The 21,553-nt window shown below is 65.7% G+C and carries 18 protein-coding genes and 1 pseudogene; 3 read left to right on the top strand and 16 right to left on the bottom strand.

From position 1 onward, the window contains the following. Positions 1-52 precede the first annotated feature (52 nt). The 12 genes from HU748_RS22815 to HU748_RS26655 form a co-directional block, all read right to left on the bottom strand. Complete coding sequence (locus HU748_RS22815; RefSeq protein WP_238343439.1) at positions 53-1,222, bottom strand: FAD-dependent oxidoreductase; 1,170 nt, start codon at positions 1,220-1,222, stop codon at positions 53-55. Then, positions 1,219-2,682 carry a 2Fe-2S iron-sulfur cluster-binding protein gene (locus HU748_RS22810; protein WP_186722030.1) on the bottom strand — a complete coding sequence of 488 codons (1,464 nt, stop codon included), beginning with the start codon at positions 2,680-2,682 and terminating at the stop codon, positions 1,219-1,221. Before HU748_RS22810 ends, HU748_RS22815 begins: the two co-directional genes overlap by 4 nt. Next, positions 2,679-3,500, bottom strand: a complete 822-nt coding sequence (locus tag HU748_RS22805) for an ABC transporter permease (protein WP_186670329.1) — start codon at positions 3,498-3,500, stop codon at positions 2,679-2,681. Before HU748_RS22805 ends, HU748_RS22810 begins: the two co-directional genes overlap by 4 nt. Positions 3,501-3,504: 4 nt before the next feature. After that, positions 3,505-4,389: an ABC transporter permease gene (locus HU748_RS22800; protein WP_186670327.1), complete on the bottom strand. Its 885-nt coding sequence runs from the start codon at positions 4,387-4,389 to the stop codon at positions 3,505-3,507. Beyond that, on the bottom strand, positions 4,386-5,468 hold the full coding sequence (locus tag HU748_RS22795) for an ABC transporter ATP-binding protein (protein WP_065861865.1): 1,083 nt from the start codon (positions 5,466-5,468) through the stop codon (positions 4,386-4,388). Before HU748_RS22795 ends, HU748_RS22800 begins: the two co-directional genes overlap by 4 nt. Positions 5,469-5,537: 69 nt before the next feature. Further along, a complete protein-coding gene (locus tag HU748_RS22790; protein WP_186722029.1) occupies positions 5,538-6,569 on the bottom strand; it encodes an ABC transporter substrate-binding protein in 1,032 nt (343 codons plus the stop codon). Positions 6,570-6,618: 49 nt separating this feature from the next. Then, the gene (locus HU748_RS22785; protein WP_186670322.1) at positions 6,619-7,647 is read right to left on the bottom strand and encodes an ABC transporter substrate-binding protein; all 1,029 of its coding nucleotides are present in this window, start codon (positions 7,645-7,647) and stop codon (positions 6,619-6,621) included. A gap of 115 nt (positions 7,648-7,762) precedes the next feature. Then, positions 7,763-9,190: an aminobutyraldehyde dehydrogenase gene (locus HU748_RS22780; protein ID WP_186722075.1), complete on the bottom strand. Its 1,428-nt coding sequence runs from the start codon at positions 9,188-9,190 to the stop codon at positions 7,763-7,765. 15 nt (positions 9,191-9,205) lie between these two features. Beyond that, the gene (locus tag HU748_RS22775) at positions 9,206-10,555 is read right to left on the bottom strand and encodes an FAD-binding oxidoreductase (RefSeq protein ID WP_186722028.1); all 1,350 of its coding nucleotides are present in this window, start codon (positions 10,553-10,555) and stop codon (positions 9,206-9,208) included. Positions 10,556-10,829: 274 nt separating this feature from the next. Continuing rightward, positions 10,830-11,855 carry a PDDEXK nuclease domain-containing protein gene (locus HU748_RS22770; protein ID WP_186710956.1) on the bottom strand — a complete coding sequence of 342 codons (1,026 nt, stop codon included), beginning with the start codon at positions 11,853-11,855 and terminating at the stop codon, positions 10,830-10,832. Positions 11,856-12,002: 147 nt separating this feature from the next. Then, positions 12,003-13,394 carry a GABA permease gene (gene gabP, locus HU748_RS22765; RefSeq protein ID WP_186670318.1) on the bottom strand — a complete coding sequence of 464 codons (1,392 nt, stop codon included), beginning with the start codon at positions 13,392-13,394 and terminating at the stop codon, positions 12,003-12,005. Positions 13,395-13,813: 419 nt separating this feature from the next. Then, the gene (locus HU748_RS26655; protein WP_272979756.1) at positions 13,814-13,939 is read right to left on the bottom strand and encodes a hypothetical protein; all 126 of its coding nucleotides are present in this window, start codon (positions 13,937-13,939) and stop codon (positions 13,814-13,816) included. Between the two features lie 2 nt (positions 13,940-13,941). On the opposite strand from HU748_RS26655, the pseudogene HU748_RS22755 reads away from it, so the two are divergent. Further along, positions 13,942-14,076, top strand: a pseudogene (locus tag HU748_RS22755) (ribosomal-protein-alanine acetyltransferase); the annotation flags it as partial. Between the two features lie 75 nt (positions 14,077-14,151). Here HU748_RS22755 and gudD read toward each other — a convergent pair. Further along, on the bottom strand, positions 14,152-15,501 hold the full coding sequence (gene gudD / locus HU748_RS22750; RefSeq protein WP_186722027.1) for a glucarate dehydratase: 1,350 nt from the start codon (positions 15,499-15,501) through the stop codon (positions 14,152-14,154). 20 nt (positions 15,502-15,521) lie between these two features. After that, the gene (locus tag HU748_RS22745; RefSeq protein ID WP_186722026.1) at positions 15,522-16,874 is read right to left on the bottom strand and encodes an MFS transporter; all 1,353 of its coding nucleotides are present in this window, start codon (positions 16,872-16,874) and stop codon (positions 15,522-15,524) included. A gap of 342 nt (positions 16,875-17,216) precedes the next feature. Between HU748_RS22745 and HU748_RS22740 the strand changes: the two genes are divergently transcribed. Further along, positions 17,217-17,900: a FadR/GntR family transcriptional regulator gene (locus tag HU748_RS22740; RefSeq protein WP_186710959.1), complete on the top strand. Its 684-nt coding sequence runs from the start codon at positions 17,217-17,219 to the stop codon at positions 17,898-17,900. 103 nt (positions 17,901-18,003) lie between these two features. Here HU748_RS22740 and mmsB read toward each other — a convergent pair whose 3' ends face one another. Together mmsB and HU748_RS22730 are read right to left on the bottom strand one after the other, a co-directional pair. Beyond that, the gene (gene mmsB / locus HU748_RS22735; RefSeq protein ID WP_186722025.1) at positions 18,004-18,891 is read right to left on the bottom strand and encodes a 3-hydroxyisobutyrate dehydrogenase; all 888 of its coding nucleotides are present in this window, start codon (positions 18,889-18,891) and stop codon (positions 18,004-18,006) included. 10 nt (positions 18,892-18,901) lie between these two features. Continuing rightward, positions 18,902-20,425, bottom strand: a complete 1,524-nt coding sequence (locus tag HU748_RS22730; RefSeq protein ID WP_186670311.1) for a CoA-acylating methylmalonate-semialdehyde dehydrogenase — start codon at positions 20,423-20,425, stop codon at positions 18,902-18,904. Between the two features lie 131 nt (positions 20,426-20,556). On the opposite strand from HU748_RS22730, the gene HU748_RS22725 reads away from it, so the two are divergent. Further along, positions 20,557-21,507, top strand: coding sequence for a LysR family transcriptional regulator (locus HU748_RS22725; RefSeq protein WP_186710961.1), 951 nt, complete (start codon positions 20,557-20,559; stop codon positions 21,505-21,507). Positions 21,508-21,553: the final 46 nt, after the last annotated feature.

Raw genomic sequence — 21,553 nt, 5'->3', positions numbered from 1 at the left:
ACCCGGACGGCCGGCTCGGCCGCCGCGAAAGGATGCTCCCATTCACGATTGTTCATTCGAAATGACTCAGCACGATGCCCGGCTCGACCACCGGACGCCCTTGTACGAAGCGCTCGACAGCGAAGGGTTTCATGCGCTCGTCCACCGTCCCTTCGACGATGGCCCTGGCCAGCAGCTCGCCGGCCGCCGGCGCCCCGGCATGGCCGTAGCACCAGCCGGCACTGACGAACAGCCCCGGCAAGGCGGGGTGCGCCCCCAGCAATGGCCCGAAATCGGGCGAAATGTGGACCAGCCCGGCCCACTGGCGAAGGATACGCGCCTGGCCCAGTTGCGGGAACATCTCCATGTAGGCCTTGGCGGTCGCGGCCATCACCGGGACGTCGGCATTGAGGGTGTCCTGCGGGCGTTCGGCCACCTCGGCGCCTCCCACCACTTCGCCACGCGCGGTCTGGTGCATGTAGCAGAGCCGGTCGAGCAGGGCCACGGCCGGGCCGATCAGCGGGCGGGTCGGCTCCAGGGCCATGGCTTCCAGGCGCATCGGGTAACCCTCCAGCGGCACCCCGGCCATCTGCGCCAGGGCATTGCTGTTGGCGCCGCCGGCCAGCACGACGACGTCGGCATCGATGCGCTGCTCCCCTACCCGCACGCCACTGACACGGCCAGCGCTGCGGTCGATGGCAGCGACCGGCGTGCGATAGCGAAGGGTCACGCCCAAGCGCTCGCAGGCCTTGTGATAGGCATGCATCGCCGCATGGTGCGGCGCCACGCCGCTGCCCGGCAGGTGCAGGGCGGCGCTGACCCGCTCGTGGGCCAGGGCCGGCAGCACATTGCGCAACTGTGCCGGGTCGAGCAACTGCGAATCGATGCCGCATTCGCGGTGCACTTCGCGGGTGCGATGCAGCAGTTCGGCGGTGGCCGTGCGCTCGCCGATCATGCTGTAGCCGCGCATCGAGTACATGACGTTCTCGCCCAGGCGCCGCGACAGGCCATGCCAGAGCTGGTTGGAGTAGGCAAAGAAGCACGTCCACTCCACCGAGCTGAAGGCGCCACGGATCAGGGTGCCGTTACGTCCCGACGCACCGCCCTGCCAATAGCCGGCATCCAGCACGAGGATGTCGCGCACACCGCGCTCGGCCAGGTTGAACGCCAGCGACAGGCCTTGGATACCGGCGCCGACGATAAGGATGCTGCAACGCTTGGGCAGCGGGGCATTCAGGTTCATTGCAGTGGCTCCACGACGTCGCAAAGACCAGCGGCCTGGGCCACGGTCAGGGCCCGGCGCGGCGGGCGCAGGGTCGGCCGCGCCAGTTGCAGCACGGGCACGCCGAGGCGTCCGGCGACGTAGGCTCGCAGCGAGTCCCAGCACGGTTGGCCCTGGCACGGGCCCATGCCGCAGGAGGTCAGGCGCTTGATCACCTCCAGGTCGTCGATGCCTTGCTCCAGCAGTTCATCGACCTCGCGCCCGGACACATCGAAGCACGGACACAGCAGCACGGCTGCGTCCTGGGCGGGGGCCAGCGCCGGGTCGGGCTCGGCGGCACTGCCTGCGCGGCGCAGCGAAGAACGCGCGCCGACCAATTGCAGCCGCCCGCTGGCCGAGGCCTGGAAGCTCAGGCTGTCGTCGAACAGCCCGGGGCCAGCCAACACCAGCGCATCGCAGGGCTGCAGGCGCTCGAGTTGCACAGCCCTGACCCGGTTGTGCCCAATGACCCGCTGCAGCTCAGCGACCTCGGCCACCGCCACCACCTGCACACCCAGCTGACGCAGGCGATTGGCCAGGGCCTGCTGCTGTCCGTCGCCAAGCACGACCACCGATTTGCCCGGCGCAATGCGTCGGTCGGCAGCCAGTGCCAGCGCCGTGCGCGCATCCATCACCCCGGGCAACCAGGCACCGGGGACCAGAGTCGGCACCACCCTGCGCCCGGTGGCCAGGATCACCTCGTCGGCCTCCAGCGCCACCGCGCCGCGTGCGGGATCGATCGGCGCACCGAGCAGCAGGCGACCTTCACGGTAGGCACCGAACACCTCAACGCCGAACAGGCAGCGCACCCGCGGATCGAGCGGCGCCAGCGCAGCACCGGCTTGCCGGGCATACCGCGCGGGCGACTCGCCACGGGACACCAGCAGCACCTCGCGCCCCTCCTGCGCGGCGCGGTTGGCCGCCGCGCAGCCAGCAGGCCCAGCGCCGATCACCAGCACCTCGGCGCGCAGCCGCTGGCCGACCGGAGGTGGGCCGGCGAAGCCCTGGTCGGCGGGCTCGGCCACACCGGCCAGGAACGCCAGCAATGCCTCCCAGTGCTGGAACAGTCGACCGCCGCTGGGCACCAGGTTGCTCTGTTCGAACCCGCCCTTGATCCAGCCGGACGGCACCAGCCGTGCCAGGCGCAGCAGGTCGAAACGCGGGTTCGGCCAACTGTTCTGTCGGCTGACCTGCATGCCCTCGCGCACCAGGCACTGGTCCAGGCGCACGTTGGGTACACCATCGACCCGCGCCAGCACGCCCGTGGTGTAGAGCCCCGACAAGCCCATGGGCCGGTGCGCCTTGCGCGTCCAGGCCAGGCCGCGAATGCCGTTGGCCAGCAGTGCCTGGGCGACGCTGTCGCCGGCCAGGGCCTGCAGGCGCCGGCCATTCCAGCTGAAACTCAGCGGCGCGCCACTGGCGCCCGGCAGGCGCAGGCTCATGACTCGCTCCGGCGCTGGGCGCGTCGCTGCGCAGTGAGGCTGACCGCCAGCATGATGATCGACAACAGGGTCATCAAAGTGGCGACCACGGCGATCAGCGGATCGATCTCCGAACGTAGCGAGCTGAACATGCGCTTGGTCAGCGTGGCGCTGTCGCCGCCGCTGATGAACAGCGAGATCACCGCCTCATCCAGCGACACGGCGAACGCCAGCATGGCCGCAGACACCACCGAGAAGCGGATCTGCGGCAGGGTCACGTCGAAGAATGCACGCAGGCGGCTGGCGCCCAGAATGCAGGCGGCGTGTTCCTGGGTCATGTCGTAGGTCTTGAGCCCGGCACCGACGTTGATGATCACGTACGGCAGCGCCAACAACGTGTGCGCCAGCACCAGGCCCGGGATGCTGTTGTTCAGGTCCAGCCGCGCGTAGACGAAGAACAGGCCGATGGCGATGAAGATCGACGGCACGATCATCGGCGCCATCATCAGCCCGCGCAGCAGGCCCAGGTAGCGTTGCTGGCTGTTGTGCAGGGCGTAGGCCGCCGCAGTGCCCAGGGTGGTGGCCAGGATCATGGTCAGGGTCGCGGTGATCAGCGAGATGCGCGTTGCGCTCTGCCACTCGATCGAGGCGAAGTAGCTGAAGAACGGCTGCAGGCTCAGCGACTTGGGCGGAAAGCTCAGGTAGCGCGCATCCGACAGCGACATCGGCAACACGATCAGGGTTGGCGTCAGCAGGAACACCATGATCGCCAGCACCAGCAGGTACAGCCAGGCGCGGCGGGCGGCCAGGCCCAGCCAGTGGTTCAGGGGTCGGTTCATGGCTTCACTCGCTGCGCCGGCCCAGGCCGGCGATCTTCTTGACGATGAACAGGATCACCAGGGTGGCCACCAGCAGCACCACGCCCAGCGACGAGGCAGCGCCCCAGTTGGCGTACATCGACACATCGCTCTCGATGCGCATCGACAGCATCTGCACCTTGCCGCCCCCGAGCAGCGCCGGGGTCACGTAGAAGCCCAGGCTGAGCACGAACACCAAGGTCGCGCCCGCAGCCAGCCCCGGCAGCGACAGCGGCAGGAACACATCGCGAAACGCCCGCGTCGGCGATGCACCGAAGGTCGAGGCGGCCTGCAGGTACAGCGGGTTGATGCTCTTCATCGCCGCATACAACGGCAGCACCATGTACGGCAGCATGATGTGGGTCATGCCGATCACCGTGCCGGTGAGGTTGTGCACCAGCGCCAGCGGCGTGTCGACGATGCCCAGCGAGGTCAGCACGTCGTTGACCAGGCCGCGCCGCTGCAGCAGCACCAGCCAGGCGTAAGTGCGCACCAGCAGCGAGGTCCACAGCGAGATCAGCAGCAGCGCCATCGCCAGGCCTGCCAGGCGGCGCGGCGCGTGGACCATGAAGTAGGCGTAGGGGTAGCCCAGCAGCACGCAGACTACGGTGACGATCAGGGCGATCTTGAAGGTCTGGGTGAACGCCAGCACGTAGATCGGTTGCAGCAGGCGCGTGTAGTTCCCGGCGCTGAGGTTGCCGTCGGCATCGAATAGCGACAGGCCGAACAGCCAGCCGATCGGCAGCACGAAAGTCACCAGCACCAGCAGCAGCGCCGGCAGCATTGGCGAGAGCAGGAACCAGCCGTGGCGCTTGCCCGCGCGTTGCAGGGCCTGGCCATGCAGCGCGCCTTGCAGGTTGAGCGCAGTCATGCCGAGTCCCCCACGATCAGGCTGTCCTGCGGGTGCAGGCCGAGCACCACGTGATCGCCACGCGTCGGCAGGCGGTCACCGGAGGAGCTGCGCGAGGGGCGGCGGATCGACACTTGCGTGCCTTCGCCCAGGTCCACTTGCAGCAACTGGCTTTCGCCCTGGTAGATGACGTCGTGGACCTGCCCACGGAACAGGTTCAGGCCCTGCTGGCCGTCATCGACGAAGCGCAGTTTCTCGGGGCGCAGGAGGATACTCGGGTTGTTCAGGCAGCCTTCGCTGAACACCGCCTGCAACGGCTGGTCGCGGAACCATGCCCTGCCCTCGCGCATGGCCACCGGCAGGAACGACGACTCGCCGACGAACTCGGCGATGAAGCGGTTGGCCGGGCGTTCGTAGAGGCTTTCGGGGGTGTCGATCTGCTGGATCCGCCCTTGGCTCATCACCGCGATGCGGTCGGACATGGTCAGTGCCTCGCGCTGGTCGTGGGTGACGTAGACCACGGTCATGCCGAGGCGCTCGTGCAGGCGACGGATCTCCAGCTGCATGGTCTCGCGCAGGCGTTTATCCAGCGCCGACAGCGGCTCGTCCATCAGCAGGATCTTCGGCTCGAAGACGATCGCTCGGGCCAGGGCGATGCGCTGGCGCTGGCCACCGGACATCTCGTCGATGCGCCGCCCGACCAGCTTGTCCAGCTCGACCATCTCCAGCGCCTCGCCGACTCGCTTGCGGATTTCGTCACGGCTGTAGCCGCGCAGCTTCAGCGGGTAGGCGACGTTCTGGAACACGTTCATGTGCGGGAACAGTGCGTAGTTCTGGAACATCATGCCCAGGTCGCGCTTGTGCGGCGGCTCGAACACCATTTCCCGCCCGCCGAAGCGGATGCTGCCGGCGTCCGGGCGCACGAAGCCGGCCAGGGCCATCAGCAAGGTGGTCTTGCCCGAACCGGACGAGCCCAGCAGCGACAGGAACTCGCCACTGCGGATGTTCAGGGAGACGTCATCGAGCGCGGCAAAGCTGCCGTAGGTCTTGGTGACATGCTCGATGTCGATGGAGGTCGAGAGCTTCGTATCTTCAGACATGGTCAGACTCGGGGCCGCAAGCGGCACGGAACACGGGTTATGACGCGGGCCAGCACGGCCCGCCTCGTCCTAGTGGGCGATGAACAACTCGAAACGCTGCTGCACCGCCTGCTGGTTCTGCACCCACCAATGCGGGTCGATCTTCGCCACCTTGGCAATGTTCTGCGGCGAGGTCGGCAGGCGGCTGGCCTGCTCGGCGCTGATCAGGCCGACCTCGTAGGCGCGGCTGTTGACCGGCGCGTAGGGGATCAAGGTCGCCAGCGTCGCCTGGCTGGTCGGCTGCATGATCTGGTTGATCACGCGCATGGCCAGGTCCTTGTTCTGCGCACCGCGCGGCACGATCAGGCAATCGTAGCTAAGGATGGCGCCGTCGAAGCTGTAGTCGACCGCGTCGTCGGACTTGGCCACCTCGGCCACGCGCCCGTTCCAGATCGCCAGGAAGTCCACCTCGCGGCTGCGCAGCAATTGCGCCGAGTCGGCACCGGCGCTCCACCAGTTGACGACCTGCGGCTTGATCCGCTCCAGGGCCTTGAACGCGCGATCGATGTCCAGGGGATACAGCTGCGCCGGGGCCACGCCATCGCCGATCAACGCGGCCTCCAGCGTTTGCCAGGGCTTGGTGTACATGGCCCGCGCGCCTTTGACATTGGGGTCGAAGAACGCCTGCCAGGTCTGGGCCACCGGCTTGCCGGTGTCTTTGGCCCAAGCCACCACCGAGGCGTAGGCATGGCTGGCGATCCAGTTGTTGCCGACCACGGCCGGGTCGATGTCGCGGATGTCGATCACGCTTTTGTCCAGCGGCTCGGACAGCCCTTCTTTTTCGGCCTGCACGCAGTCGGTGATGCCCAGTTCGACCAGGTCCCACTTCGGCTTGCCTGACATCACCTGGGCGCGCACGGCGGCCAGGCCGTTCATGTTGTCTTCGCGGATGGCAATGTTCAGCGCCTTGGCGGCAGGTTCGAGGTACGCCTTGCGCTCGGCATCCTGCAGGGCGCCACCCCAGCCGGCGAAGGTGATACCGCCGTCGGCATGTGCCGTGGCGGCGAACAGTGCGCTGGCTAGCAGGCTGAACGCAGCGCCTTTGATCAGGTGTTTGTGCATGTGCTTTTCTCCAGGTGCGCCCCGCTTGCACAGGGCGCGGAAAGGTCGATCAGTTCTGGATGAACAGGTCGAAACGTTGCTGGAGTTCGGCCTGGCGACCTTGCCACCAGGCCGGGTCGAAGAAGGCCACCTTGTCGACGTTCGCGGGTGCTGTCGGCAGCTTGCTCGCCAGGTCCGCCGGGATGATGCCGGTGTCGAAGGCCTTGCTGTTGACCGGCGGGTTGGGGATCAGCGTGGCAAGCATGGCCTGGCTTTGCGGCGACATGATCTGCGCGATCAGCTTCATGGCCTGGGCCTTGTTCGGGGCACCCTTGGGCACCACCACGCAGTCATAGTCGAGCAGCGCCTTGTCATAGGTGTAGTCCACCGGCTGACCGGCCTTCTTCAGGTCCTCGACGCGCGAGGCCCAGATGGCCAGGAAGTCCACCTCGTGGCTGCGCAGCAACTGCGCCGAGTCGGTGCCGCTGCTCCACCAGTTGACCACCTGCGGCTTGATCCGCTCGAGCACCTTGAAGGCGCGCTCGACGTCCAGCGGGTAGAGATCCTTGGGCGCCACGCCGTCGGCCAGCAGTGCCACTTCGAGCGTGGTGAACGGGTTGCGGTACAGGGCGCGCGGCCCCTTCACGGACGGGTCGAAGAAGTCCTTCCAGGTCTGGGCCTTGGCGGCACCGCCTTCGGTGCTCCAGGCCAGGACCGTCGAGTAGGCGTGGCTGGCGATCCAGTTCTTGCCGTAGAACCTGGGATCGACGCCCTCGGTCTTGATCACCGAGAAGTCCAGCGGCTCGGTCAGGCCTTCCTTCTCGGCCACCATGCAGTCGTTTGAGGCCAGCTCAACCACATCCCACTTGGGCTTGCCGGACATCACCTGGGCGCGTACCGCCGCCAGGCCGTCCATGTTGTCTTCCTTGACGGCGATACCCAGGTTCTTCGCCGCAGGTTCCAGGTAGGCCTTGCGTTCGGCGTCCTGCAAGGCGCCACCCCAGCCGGCGAAGGTCACGCTTTCGGCCGCGTGGGCCTGCCAGGTGCACAGCCCCAGCAATACCGCCACGGTGCCTGCACGCCATTCGAATCGTTTCATGTTCAACCCCTGCATTTGTTGTAGTTAGACAGTTGGCGAAACGTCATGGACATCCAGTCCTGCAGTCATCCCTGCTTGTTGTTGTGTTCTTGTGTTGTTGTGTAGTGACCCGGCCTCAGCCGATGTCGATCATGATGTGCCGCACGCTGGTGTAATCCTCCAGGCCGTACAGGCTCAAGTCCTTGCCGTAGCCCGACTGGCGCAGCCCGCCATGGGGCATCTCGGTGGCCAGTGTCATGTGCTGGTTGACCCAGACACAACCGTACTGCAGCTGGCTGGCGGTACGCATGGCCTTCTTCACATCGCGCGTCCACACCGAGGCCGACAGGCCGTATTCGCTTTCGTTGGCCCAGGCCAGCACCTGCTCCTCATCGTCGAAGGCGGTGACCGACACCACCGGCCCGAACACTTCCTTCTGCACGATCTCGTCGTCCTGGCGCACGCCGGCGATGACGGTCGGCTGGAAGAAGAAACCCGGGCCGTCGGGAACCTTGCCGCCAACCAGTACTTCGCTATGCGCCAGCGCCGCGGCACGGTCGACGAAGCCCTGCACGCGCTCCTGCTGGCGACGGCTGATCAGCGGGCCGAAGTCGCTGGCCGGATCTTCCGGGTGACCGGTACGCAGCGTCGAGACCTCAGCGACCAGATGTTCGAGGAACTGCTCGCGCACCGATTCGGCGACATACACACGGCAGGCCGCGGTGCAGTCCTGCCCGGCGTTGTAGTAGCCGCCGGTACGCATCATGCGCACGGCTGCCGGGATGTCGGCATCGGCGAACACCAGTACCGGCGCCTTGCCGCCCAGCTCCAGGTGGGTACGCTTGAGGTTGCCGGCGGCGGCGCGGACCACGGCCTGGCCGGTGGCGATGTCGCCGGTGACCGAGACCATGCGCACCTTGGGATGGGCGCTGAGCTGCGCGCCGAGGGTGGCACCGCGCCCGGAAAGAATGTTGACCACCCCGCGCGGGAAGATCTCGGCGCACAGCCGCGCCAGGTACAGGGCGCTCAGTGGCGTCAGCTCGGACGGCTTGAACACTACGGTGTTGCCGGCGGCCAGGGCCGGGGCCAGCTTCCAGGCTGCCATCAGCAATGGGTAGTTCCACGGCGCGATCAGCCCGACCACGCCGAGCGGGTCGCGACGGATCATGCTGGTGCTGCCGGCGACGTATTCACCAGCGGCGCTGCCCGGCAGGCAACGCGCAGCCCCGGCGAAGAAGCGGAACACATCGGCGACCGCCGGCACTTCGTGGCCAATCGCCTTTTGCAGCGGCTTGCCGCAGTTCTGGCTTTCCAGGGTGCCGAGCGCCTGGGCGTCGGCCTCAATGCGCTCGGCCAGCTTGAGCAGCAGGTAGCCGCGCTGACGCGGTGGCGTGCGCGCCCAACCGGTGAAGGCACGCTCGGCGGCATCGACGGCGGCATCCAGCTGGGCAGGCGAGGCATCGGCCAGCACATGCAGCACACGCTCGTCGGCTGGCGCCAGGATCGGCGACTCGTCGCCCTGCCCGCGCACCAGCTCACCGTCGATAAGGTACTCGCTATAGATCATGACGCTCTCCAGTTAGACGGACGCGCGCTCGGCGTCCTTGAAGCGATACCAGGCGTAGGCCATGCGCTGGCCGACACGCAGGAAGGATTGGAACGGGAACGGCTTGGGCGCCTGGTGCAGGAACGGCACCGGCGTGGGCCGGGCTTCGCCGCAGGCCATCTGCGCCAGGCGCTTGCCGGTCTGCAGCGAGAACGACACGCCACTGCCGGCATAACCGCCGCCGGTGTAGGCATTGGCCACGCCCTGGATCGGGTAGCAGTGCGGCAGCGAGTTGTTGGTCACCGCGACCCAGCCGCCCCAGTTGTAATCCACGTCGATGCCCTGCAGCGCCGGGAACTTGCGACACAGCGCCGCCAGCAGGCGCTCGCGGTGCAGCGGGTTTTCCGCGTCGCGGCCGTTCACTGCGCTGCGACCGCCGAAGAGGATGCGGTCGTCTGGCAGGCGGCGGTAATAGAACAGCAGGTTGCGGGTATCGAACATGCAGTCGGCACCCGGCAGGCTGGCCTGCTTCTCGGCGGCGCTCATCGGCCGGGTGACGATGATCTGCGAGTGCACCGGCAGGATCCGCCCGGTCAGTGCCGGGTGCAGTTGGCGCGAGGTGTAGCCGTTGGTGGCGACCACCACCTTGCGCGCGGTGATCACCCCGCCTGGCGTGACCAGGCGATGGCCCTGCGCGCTGCTGGTCCAGGCGGTGACCGGCGAGCCGGTGTGCACCCGCGCGCCAGCCTCGCGGGCCATGCGCTGTACGCCCCAGGCCAGTTTCAGCGGATGCATGCTGAAGCCGTCGGGCATGTGCAGTGCACCGAACGACTCGGCACCGGCGTGCACCGACTGCAGGTCGGCGGCTTCGACGAAGTGGGCCGGGTAGTCGAGCAGGTCGTTGTACAGGCCCATTTCGCGCTTGAGCGACTCGACGTGGATGGCCTTGCTGGCGACCTTGTACACGCCATCGGGCTGCGCGTCGCAGTCGATGTTGCCGTCGCGGATCAGGCCACGGGTGGTGTCCAGCGCCTGGCGCATCTCGTTGAAGTACTGGCGCGCGGTGTCGGCGCCGTAGCGCTCGATCAGCGCAGCCAGCGGCACGCGGCCACCGGAAATGCGCGCGAAGCTGCCATTGCGTCCGCTGCAACCCCAGGCGGTCTGGTTCGCCTCCAGCACCACCGCTCGCACCCCGTGCTCGCGGGCCAGGTGCAGCGCGCAACTGAGGCCGGTGTAGCCGGCACCGATGATCGCCACTTCGACGTCTTCGTTGCCACGCACCGGGCCATCGTCGGCGACCGGCGAACCTGCGGTATCGGCCCAATAGGACGGCGCATGGGGCTGGGCCCGGCCTGGGTTCGCATCAACCAATGGATCGTACAATTCAAGCCTCACGTATCGCTGTGCGATATTTATTGTTCGATTTAATGGTTAAGCTAATAGTGATTTTGATATCCTTCAATTGATTATTTGACGAATGGTGATATCTCCGGCGCACCTGTAGGAGCGGCCTTGTGCCGCGATCGGGCGCGCAGCGGCCGTAAAACCAGGCTCTGAGATGTTTCGGATGACCTCGGTCGCCTGGATTGCGGCCGCTGCGCGCCCGATCGCGGCACAAGGCCGCTCCCACAAGGGGCGAGTCGTTTTCGGGGAGGGTTCAGCGGGCGTCGAGGGCGTAGAACTCTTGCAGCTTGGCCTGCAGCAGTGCCTTGTCCGGCAGGCAGGTCTGGTACTCGGCGACGAGGGCCGGTGACAGGCTGCGGTTGAGTGCGTACTCGACCACCTCGTCATGCTTGCTGGCGCACAGCAGTACGCCAATGGCGGGATTTTCATGCGTCTTGCGCTCGTTGCGGTCCAGCGCCTCGAGATAGAAATCCAGCTTGCCCATGTACTCGGGCTCGAAGCGCCCGACCTTCAGTTCCACCGCGACCAGGCAGTTGAGACCGCGATGGAACAGCACCAGATCCACGGCAAAGTCACGCCCACCGACCTGCAGTGGATACTCGGAACCGACGAAGCAGAAGTCGCGGCCAAGCTCCACGAGAAAGTCCTTCAAGCGCTGGAGCAGGCCCTTGTGCAAATCGGCTTCGGCATGTGCTTGGGGAAGGTCGAGGAAATCCAGCATGTAAGCGTCACGGAACACCGACAGGGCTTGCGGGTGGGCCTGGGCGAGGGAGGCCGAGGCCTTGAGCGGGTCGGCAACGCTGCGCTCGAACAGCGCGGCTTTCATCTGGCGCTCCAGTTCGCGCTTGGACCATCCCTCCTTGATGGCCATCCGCAGATAGAACTCCCGCTCCTCCACCCGCCGGCTCTGCCCGAGAATGATCATGTTGTGGGTCCACGGCAGTTGTCTCACCAGCGGTGAGACAACTTCGTCGTGACGATAGGCTTCAAAGAACTGGCGCATGCGGAAAAGGTTCGGTCGCGTGAACCCACGCAACCCTGGCTGCGTGCGCGCCAGGTGTCCGGCCAACTGGCTGACCACGGCGTCGCCCCACTCGGCATTCTCGATCTTGCGGCTGATGTAGGCACCGACCTGCCAGTACAGCTCGATGAGCTGTGTGTTGACGGCCTGCATGCAGCGTTGCCGTGCCGAGTGGATGAGGGTCACGACCTCGTCGAAGCGCTCATCCCTGGAAGGCGCAGAGGCGGTTGCATTGTCATGTTGCGGGTGGTCTTTCATCGAAGGGCTCCTGGCATTGTTCGAAGCCAGGAAGCCTATCCAAGGGAGCGCGCCGGAAATGTCGGACCGCTCCTAGGATGCTGTGGCCCATGACAGAAGGGCGCCTAGTCCAGGCGCCCCTCGTCATGACCCGTTACATCCGCCCTGCTACCCCATCGACCGCACCACCACCTTGCGGCCATGCCCGCGCGTGGTGACGATGCCGAGGAAGGAGATCACGATCGCCAGGCTCAGTGTTGCACTGACCTCTGCACGGTGCTCCTCGGTATACATCATCACCGCCAGCGCGCAGCTGATGAACACGATCACTCCCCAGGTCAGCCAGGGGAACAGCCACATGCGGAACTTCAGTTCCGTGCTCTCGCGCTCCAGGCGCCGGCGCATGCGCAACTGCGAGATGGCGATCACCAGGTACACCAACAGGGCGATGGCGCCGGAGCTGGCGAGCAGGAACTCGAACACGCCCTTGGGCGCGAAGTAGTTGAGGATGGCGATGGCAGCCCCGATCAGCGTGCTGCCGAACACCGCCGCACGCGGTACGCCGACCTTCGAGGTGCGCTTGAGCATGGCGGGTGCGTCGCCGCGCTTGGCCAGCGAGAACATCATCCGCGAGGCGATGTAGATCGACGAGTTCATGCAACTGGTCACGGCGATCAGCACCACCAGGTCGACCATGAACGCGGCATTGGGGATGTTCATGATCTCCAGCGCACGCTGGTAGGAGCCCACCACCGCAAGCTGCGGATCGTTCCACGGCACCACGGAGATAATCACGAAGATCGACAGGATGTAGAAGGTGCTGATCCGCCAGATCACCGAGCGGGTGGCCTTGGCGATGTTGCGCGCCGGATCGCTGGATTCGGAGGCGGCAATGGTCACCGCTTCCGTGCCGATGAAGCTGAACATCACGGTGATGAAGGCGCCGATCACCGCCGACCAGCCTTTGGGCGCGAAACCGCCGTGCTCGCTCATCAGTGTGCTCAGGCCGCTGACTTCGCGGTTGGGCAGCCAGCCCATCAGCGCGGCAAAACCGAGGCCGATGAAGCCCAGGATCGCGGTGACTTTCAGGATCGCGAACCAGAACTCGAACTCGCCGTACTTGGCCACGCTGAACAGGTTGGTGCAGGCCAGCAGCAGTACCGATGCGAGGGCGAAGATCCAACTGTCGACCTGCGGGAACCAGGCATTGAGCACATGGCCTGCGGCCAGCGCCTCGATGGGAATGACCAGCACCCAGAACCACCAGTACAGCCAGCCGATGGTATAGCCGGCCCAACGGCCGATGGCCTGGTCGGCGTAGGTGGAAAACGAGCCGGTGTCGGGATGGGCGACGGCCATTTCGCCGAGCATGCGCATGACCAGCACGACCAGCGTGCCGGCGACGAAATAGGAGAGGATGGTGGCGGGACCGGCAGCCGCGATGGCGTGTCCGGAGCCGACGAAAAGTCCTGCACCGATGATGCCGGCGATGGACAGCATCGTTACATGACGTGGCTTGAAACCTTGTGCAAGGTTGCCATCAGTTCCCACGGTGTTCATTGATCTTGTTCTCTTTTTTTGCTGACACAAGGAAGGACGGGCAGGCGTAGGCGAAAACTATCTCCTTTCTGGACAATGAGTTGCACGCGGCTCAGGTGATTTTATTGACGTTGTTCACGGGTTGGCGAGCGGCGGCGTCGAGGTCGGCTTCATTCAAGCAGTGCGGGTGCTGGGCAAATTGTTCCAGCGCGCCATGAAGGTGTTCGATCACGACACCGGGTCTTGCGAAGGCGGGTCAAATCGGTGCTATTCACCGCGAAGGGCTTTTCGCGGGCAAGCCCGCTCCCACAGGGATTGGGCTGGACCTTTGGATGTTGAGCAAGACAGTTGCTGCTGGTCGCGACGGTGATCCCAGTGGTAGTTCACCACCGCGAAGATCACGATCACCGACACCACGCACAGCCCTGTCTGCAGATTGCTCACGCCATCCTCCGCGCCATGCGCTTGAGCCCCAGAACCATTCCTGCCCCCACCACGGCAGTCATCATGCTGAACTTGGACATCCCGCCAATGCTGGCGATCAGGTTCGGCGGCGGGAATACCATCGAATGCCGACTTCGTCTATTTGCACGATCCGGACACCGACCACGGCCGCCACCGGTTGGCGCTGGACTGCCAGCGCATGAGCCTGTTCGGTGGACGCAAGGTGCGGGCGGCGGTGGTGGTGTTTGCGCGGGGGTAAAGCGCGCATAAAGCTTTTTACTGGCTGCGCAGGCCCTATCGCGATCCGGCTTGCCCCGCGACAGGGCCTTCTCTGTCAACGCACCAGGCAAGGCCGTTTGTTGTCGAAGGTCCAACCCGGCACCAGGAACTGCATCGCCACGCTGTCATCCCGAGCGCCCAGGCCCATGTTGCGGTAGCACTCATGGGCTCTCATCAACTGGTCCTCATCGAGCTCTACCCCCAGCCCCGGCCGCGTCGGCACCCGTACATGGCCGTCTACGATGCGCAGCGGCTCACGCGTCAGGCGCTGGCCGTCCTGCCAGATCCAGTGGGTGTCGATAGCGGTGATCTCACCCGGCGCGGCGGCTGCCGCCTGGGTGAACATGGCCAGCGAGATGTCGAAGTGATTGTTGGAATGCGAGCCCCAGGTCAGGCCCCAGTCATGGCACATCTGCGCCACCCGCACCGAGCCCTGCAAGGTCCAGAAATGCGGATCGGCCAACGGGATGTCCACCGACTGCAACTGGATCGCGTGGCCCATCTGCCGCCAGTCGGTGGCGATCATGTTGGTGGCGGTGGGCAGGCCGGTGGCGCGGCGGAACTCAGCCATCACTTCACGCCCGGAATAACCATTCTCCGCACCGCACGGATCCTCGGCGTAGGCCAGCACATCGTGCTTGTCGCGGCACAGGGCAATGGCCTCCTTCAGCGACCAGGCACCGTTGGGGTCGAGGGTGATGCGCGCCTCGGGGAAACGCTCGGCCAGCGCAGTGACAGCCTCCATTTCCTCTTCGCCACGCAGCACGCCGCCCTTGAGCTTGAAGTCGTTGAATCCGTAGCGGGCCTTGGCGGCCTCGGCCAGGCGCACCACCGCCTCGGGCGTCAGGGCCGGCTCATGGCGCAAGCGCAGCCAGTCGTCATCTGCATCGGCTTCGTTGCGGTAGGCCAGGTCGGTGCGGGTGCGGTCGCCGATGTAGAACAGATAGCCGAGCATCTTCACCGACTCGCGCTGCTGGCCTTCACCCAGCAGCGCGGCCATCGGCACGCTCAGGTGCTGGCCGAGCAGGTCGAGCAGGGCCGACTCGATGGCGGTCACCGCGTGCACGGTAATGCGCAGGTCGAAGGTCTGCAGCCCGCGCCCGCCGGCATCGCGGCTGGCGAAGGTCTGGCGCATGGCATTGAGCACGCGCTGGTAATGGCCGATTGGCTGGCCGACCACCAGGCTGCGGCTGTCTTCGAGGGTCTGGCGGATGTTCTCGCCGCCAGGCACCTCGCCCAGGCCGGTGTTGCCGGCGCTGTCGCGCAATACCACGATGTTGCGGGTGAAGAACGGGCCGTGCGCGCCGCTCAGGTTGAGCAGCATGCTGTCGTGGCCGGCCACCGGGATCACGCGCAGGTCGGTGACGACCGGGGTCGAGGAGTGAGGCGTCGTCTGCATGGTCATTGTCCTTGTCGGGCAGGCGTTCAATGGGATTGGCCCAGGGCCGAAGGGGCCTTGAGTTCAGGGGAAGGAGCACCCTTGGCGCGGGTACGGACGAAGAACACGGCGATGGCGGCCAGCACCGAGGTCACCGCCAGGCCATACAGCCCGCCCTGGATCGAGCCGGTCTGCTGCTCGAGCAGGCCGAAGGTGGTGGGCGCGACGAAGCCGCCAAGGTTGCCCACCGAGTTGATCAGTGCAATCACCGCCGCAGCGATGCGCGCATCCAGATACCCTTGGGGGATCGGCCAGAACAGCGACGACGCCGCCTTGAAGCCGATGGCGGCGAAGCACACCGAAACGAAGGCGAACACCGGCCCGCCCGTGGTCGACATGAACATGCCGATGGCGGCCACCACCAGTGCGGCGGCGACCCAGGCCTGCTGGAATCTCCAGCGCGCAGCCCCGGCGGCGAAGGCGTACATCGCCAGGATCGAGATCAGCCAGGGGATCGAGTTGAAGAAGCCGACCTGCAGGTCGCTCAGCTCGCCCATGCGCTTGATGATGCTCGGCAGCCAGAAGGTCGCGGCGTAGATGGTCAGCTGGATGCAGAAGTAGATCAGGCAGAACAGCAGGATCTGGCGGTCCTTGAGCAGGCGCCAGGCCGAGGTCTTGATCACCCCGCCCGCCTCGCGCTCGCGCTGCTCGCGGTCGATGGCCTCGACCAGCGCATGCTGCTCGGCCGGGCTCAGCCACTTGGCATCCTGCGGGCGGGAGTCGAGCCAGAAGAACACGAAGAAGCACAGGATCACCGAGGCCATGCCCTCGATGAACAGCATCCATTGCCAGCCGTGCAGGCCCATGCCCTGGATCTGCATCAGCGCACCGGCCAACGGACCTGAGATCAGCGAGGCCAGGGCCGAGCCGCTGAGGAAGATGGCGATCGCCTTGCCACGTTCGGCGGCGGGCAGCCAGCGGGTGAAGTAGTAGATCACTCCGGGGAAGAAGCCGGCTTCGGCGACCCCGAGCAGAAAACGCAGCACGTAGAACTGGGTCTCGTTCTGCACGAAGGCCATGGCGGTGGCGACCAGGCCCCAGGTGAACATGATGCGGGTCAGCCACAGACGTGCGCCGACCTTTTGCAGCAGCATGTTCGACGGCACCTCGAACAACGCATAGCCGATGAAGAACAGGCCGGCGCCGAAGCCATAGGCGGCGGCGCTGATGCCCAGGTCACTTTCCAGGTGCGGACGGACGAAGCCGATATTGACGCGGTCCAGGTAGTTGACCACGAACATGATGACGAACAGCGGCAGGACATGGCGCTTGACCTTGGCTACGGCGCTGGCCAGCGCATCGCCGCCGGGCAAGGCAGACGCAGGGGGGGTGTCGTTCACGGGATATCTCCCAGTCATTGTTTTTATTGAGGGTGCTGGTGGCAGGCGAGGCAGTTGTCTGACATCCAGGTGGAAATGAGCATATTCCCGGCGGAGTTGTACGACAAGTTGGAAATTGAGCGAAAAAAGCAAAATACAAGCGGTTAACTAGGTAAAAATCGGCGAAATGCTTTTATCAGGTCGACTACCCAAGGCAATGGGAGGGGGAATATCCGGATGAAAAAAATCTTTGTGGATAACTTGTCATACAAGTAATGTGAGAACGTTCAGCCGAGCCCTTTCGCGGGACAAGTCACGGCGGCGACCCGCCGCTCCCACAGGTATTGCCTCCGAGCCCATCCCATGACCCGCCCCCATAGCCGTGCCCACGACCTGGTCTCGAGCCTCACCCAGCAATTGCTGCTGGGCACCTTCAAGCCGGGCGACAAGCTGCCCTCGGAAAACACTTTGGTGCGCGAGTATGGCGTCAGCCGTACCGTGGTCCGCGAAGCGCTGTCGAAGCTACAGGCTGCGGGTCTGGTACAGGCCCGTCACGGGATCGGTACGTTCGTCATCGAACGCCAGGCCCGTTCCGGCCTGCGCGTAGGCCCCGAGAACGCCGCCAGCGTGCGCGACCTGCTGGAGCTGCGCATCGGCCTGGAGGGCCAGGCCGCCGCGCTGGCGGCCCTGCGCCGAAATGACCGGCAACTGGCGCAGATGCGCCAGGCGCTGGACGACTACCAGGACCTGGCCGCCGCCGGTGACAGCTGCATCGAAGCCGACCGACGCTTCCACCTGCTGATCGCCGAGGCCACCGGCAACCTGTATTTCAGCGAGATGATGGCGCAACTGGGTGACGGCCTGATCCCGCGCAAGCGCATGGCCCAGGCAGAGCGCGCCGGGGCCAACCTGGCGGGGCATGCTTATCTGGCCAACCTGGAGCACGAGGCGATTCTCAACGCCATCCGCCGACAGGACCCGGAAGCGGCCAGGGCGGCGATCTGCCTGCACCTCTCCAACAGCCGCGATCGCCTGCTACCCGACTGACCGGCGTGCAGCGGGCAAAAAAAATCGCGGAACCGGCGCCCTCCCCCTGGTGCGCAGTAACAGGGGAAAGGCCATCCAGCCCGCGATCAAGCCCACTCGCGTATCAATCCTTCTTGCGATACCCCTCGACGATCGCCGAGAAATCCTTGCCGCCCTCGCCCCGCAAACTCATGGCCTGGTACAACTGCTGCGCCACAGCGCCGAGGATCACCGGCTGGTGCGCCTGGCGCGCAGCCTCGGTCGCCAGGCCCAGGTCCTTGAGCATCAGCTCCGCACCGAAACCACCGGTGTAACCCCGCGATGCGGGGGCGGTCTCGATCACGCCCGGCCAGGGGTTGTAGGTGTCCGAACTCCAGCAACGGCCCGTCGAGCTGTTGATGATGCCGGCCAGCACCTGGGTGTCGATCCCCAGTGCATTGCCCAGGGCCATGGCCTCGGACACGCCGATCATCGAGATGCCCAGCAGCAGGTTGTTGCAGATCTTGGCGATCTGCCCGGTGCCGACTTCACCGCAGTGCACGATGTTGCGCCCCATCTGCTCGAGCACCGGCTTGAGCGTGCCGAACAGTTCGGGGCTGGCACCGACCATGAAGGTCAGGGTGCCGGCCGCCGCGCCGCCGGTGCCACCGGACACCGGCGCATCACCCAGGTCGATGCCTTTGGCCGCCGCGGCCTTGGACACGTCGCGGGCGGTCTGCGGATCGATGGTGCTGCAGTCCACCGCCGGTGTGCCGGGGCGAATGCCGGCGAGCACGCCGTCCTCGTTCAGGTACACGCCGCGCACATGGGCAGCGGCCGGCAGCATGGTGATCACCAGCTCGCTGTTGGCGGCGGCATCCTTGGGCGAGGTGCTGATCTGCCCGCCCAGTTCGGCGAGCTCGGCCAGCACGGTCTTGTTCAGGTCGAACAGGTTGAGCTGATGCCCGGCCTTGATCAGGTTGCGGGCCATGGGCGCGCCCATGTTGCCCAGACCGATGAATGCAATGCGCATGGCAGTCTCCTTAGCGCAGGCTGATGGTGGTGTTCACACCGTCATTGACGCTGTCGTCATCGAACCAGCGGGCGGTGACGGTCTTGGTCTGAGTGTAGAACTGCACCACCTGCTTGCCGTATGGGCCGAGGTCGCCAAGCTTGGAGCCACGCGAACCGGTGAAGCTGAAGAACGGCACCGGCACCGGAATCGGAATGTTGATGCCGACCTGGCCGATGTCGATTTCGCTCTGGAACTTGCGCGCTGCCGCGCCGCTCTGGGTGAACAGGCCGGTGCCATTGCCGAACGGGTTGGCGTTGACCAGGGCGATGGCCTCGTCGAGGGTATCGACCTCGAGGGTGACCAGTACCGGACCGAAGATTTCCTGGGTGTAGATCTGCATGTCGGTCTTCACCCCGGAGAACAGGGTCGGGCCGACGAAGTTGCCCTGCTCGTACCCCGGCACCTTTACGTCGCGGCCGTCCAGCTCGAGCGTGGCGCCTTCCTTGATGCCGCTCTCGATCAGCCCCAGCACACGCTCCTTGGCGCGCTTGGAAACCACCGGCCCGACATCGGTGCCCGGCTCGCTGCCGGCATTGACCTTGAGCTTGCTCGCCGCCGCCTTGATATCCGGCAGCCATTCACGCGCCTTGCCCACCAGCACCGCCACCGACGTGGCCATGCAACGCTGGCCGGCCGCACCGAAGGCCGCGCCGACCAGGGCGTTGATGGTCTGGGTGCGGTTGGCGTCGGGCAGCACCACGGCGTGGTTCTTGGCGCCCATCATCGACTGCACGCGCTTGCCGTGCTGGCTGCCCAGGTTGTAGACATGGGTGCCCACTTCGGTGGAGCCGACGAAGGAGATCGCTTTGATGTCCGGGTGGGTGCAGAGCGCATCGACCACCTGCTTGCCGCCATGCACCACGTTGAGCACACCGGCCGGCACGCCAGCTTCGAGCGCCAGCTCGACCAGCATCATGGTCGACAGCGGATCCTGCTCGGAGGGTTTGAGCACGAAGGTGTTGCCGCAGACGATGGCCATCGGGAACATCCACAGCGGGATCATCGCCGGGAAGTTGAACGGGGTGATGCCGGCGCACACGCCGATGGGCTGGCGCAGGGTGTAGGTGTCGACGCCACCGGCGACGTTCTCGGCGAACTCGCCCATCTGCAGGGTGCCGATGGACGCGGCATGCTCGACCACTTCCAGACCACGGAAAATATCGCCTTCTGCGTCGGCCAGGGTCTTGCCTTGCTCGGCGCTCAGGGTCGCGGCGATGCGCTTGCTGTGTTCGCGGATCAACGCCTGCAGCTTGAGCATGATGCGCATGCGCGCACCGATCGGCGTGTCACGCCAGGTCTTGAAGGCTCGTTCGCCAGCCGCGACCGCCGCGGCGACTTCCTCGGGGGTGGCGAAAGGAACACGCGCCAGCACCTGCTGGGTGGCCGGGTTGACGATGTCGCGCCATTCGGTGGTCTTGGACTCGACCCATTGGCCGTCGATCAGCAGCTTGACCTGCTCGACCTGAGTGTGGGGCGTGTGGGGTGCGTTCATCTGCGCTCTCCTTGGAATTATTGTCGGAACGAAGACGCCTACGCCGCAGCGAACGGGGTGGCGTGCAGGGGCTGAGTTCGAGTATAGATGTGCAAACATCCAACAAGAATGCACAAAAAAACCGGATCAACATGCAAAAAGACCTGACCTCCCTCAGCGCGCTGAACTGGGACGACCTCAAGTTCTTTCTTGAGGTAGCGCGCACCCGCAAGGCCAGCAGTGCAGCCAAACGCCTGGCCGTGGACTACACCACGGTGTCGCGGCGCATCAGCTCGCTGGAAGGGGCGATGGGCACCTTGCTGTTCGAGAAATCGCGAACCAACGGTTTCGTGCTCACCGCCGAAGGCCAGCGTCTGCTGGGCTATGCCGAGTCGATCGAAAGCACCCTGCACATGGCCTGCGAGCAGGTGTCGGGCTCGGGCGTTGCGCTGTCCGGGCACGTACGCATGGGGTGCACCGAGGGCTTCGGCAGCTTCTTCGTCACCCCTCAGTTGAGCCGCTTCGTCGACACCTGGCCGGCGATCTCGGTGGACATTCTGCCGCTGCCGCACTTCATCAGCCTGTCCAAGCGTGAAGCCGACATTGTCATCGCCCTGGAGCGCCCCGAGCATGGGCCCTACGTGTGCTGCAAGCTGTGCGACTACCGCCTGCGCCTCTATGCGACCCGCGAGTACCTCGACCACCACGAACCGATCCGCCAGGTCGCCGACCTGGTGCGCCATCCGTTCATCAGCTACGTGGACGACCTGGCGTTCAGTTCCGAGCTGCTGTACCTGGCCAACCTGATCCCCAACGCCAGCGCCCACCTGCGCAGCACCAGCGTGATCGCCCAATACACCGCTGCCCTGCAGGGCCGCGGGCTGGCGATCCTGCCGTGTTTCCTGGCGGCGCAGGACGAACGACTGGTGACCGTGCTACCGGAGGAGGTGGAGGTGACGCGGCAGTTCTGGATGTATTGCCGGGAGGACTTGCGCAAGTTGAAGCGGATCACTTTGCTGTGGGATTACATCCGCGATGTGACCGAGGCGAATGCGCCGCTGTTGATGGGGCAGACGCGGGAGATGGTATTTGCGCAGGATTGAGGCGGATGGCACCGGCTGCGCCGGTGATCGCGGGACGAGCCCGCTC

Origin of the sequence: Pseudomonas sp. RW3S2 (genome assembly GCF_014268955.1) — a bacterium.
Classification (GTDB): Bacteria; Pseudomonadota; Gammaproteobacteria; order Pseudomonadales; family Pseudomonadaceae; genus Aquipseudomonas; species Aquipseudomonas wayambapalatensis.
Note: the sequence above shows the minus strand (reverse complement) of the source record. Positions and strands in the feature narration are given on the sequence as shown.